Origin of the sequence: Thalassospira mesophila, assembly GCF_002115755.1 — a bacterium.
Taxonomy (GTDB): domain Bacteria; phylum Pseudomonadota; class Alphaproteobacteria; order Rhodospirillales; family Thalassospiraceae; genus Thalassospira; species Thalassospira mesophila.
The window spans coordinates 1-928 of sequence record NZ_JFKA01000050.1; the positions used below are offsets into that span (position 1 = coordinate 1).

Annotated in this window: 1 protein-coding gene; it reads left to right on the plus strand. The window is 60.6% G+C overall.

The features are described 5' to 3' along the window. Nucleotides 1-928, plus strand: a 928-nt coding sequence (locus TMES_RS22865; RefSeq protein ID WP_245835547.1) for an Ig-like domain-containing protein, incomplete at both ends; no start/stop codon positions are given.

Here is a 928-nt window from a genome sequence, read left to right on the forward strand (position 1 = left end):
CCCCGCCGGCTGATTACAGCGGAACGCTCAACCTGTTCGCGGTTGCAACGGCCACCGATGGCAGCGAGACTGCCACCACCAGCGAAGCCTTCTCGGTCACGGTAACGCCAGTTGCCGATGCGCCGACCCTGACGGCTGCCGATGTAACGGGGGCTGAAGACACCGCGATTACCCTTGATATCGACACCGCGCTGACCGATGGCAGTGAAGTTCTCTCTGTCACCATCGGCAACATTCCCGATGGCGCCGTGCTCAATGCGGGCACGGTTAATGCTGATGGCACTGTCACCCTGACCCCGGCAGAACTGACCGGCCTGACGATCACACCGCCAACTGATTTTAGTGGCAGCTTTGATCTCTCGATCGCCTCAACCTCAACCGATGGCACTGATACCGCCACGGTATCTGAGACATTCGGTGTCACCGTAACACCGGTCGCTGACGCACCGACCCTGACGGCTGCCGATATCACGGGGGCAGAAGATACCGCGATTGCCCTTGATGTGACCGCCACCTCTCCCGATACCGCCTCGGTCACCTTTGCCGGTGTGCCAGACGGTGCGGTTCTTAGTGCCGGGACCGATAATGGTGATGGCACCTGGACCGTTGATGCCATTGATTTGGTTGGTCTGACCCTGACACCACCAGCTGACTTCAGCGGTGTTCTCGATCTTGACGTTACCGCCCTCGCCACTGACGGCACCGAAACAGCCAACACCTCTGCCAGCCTGACGGTGAATGTGACACCGGTGGCCGATGCACCGCTTCTAAGCGTTGGCCTCGCTACCGGGGCAGAAGACACCGCCATTGCACTTGATGTGGCTGTCGCCTCACCCGATACGGTCGCGGTCACCTTTGCCGGTGCGCCGGATGGTGCTGTTCTCAGTGCTGGCACGGATAATGGCGACGGCACATGGACGGTTGATGC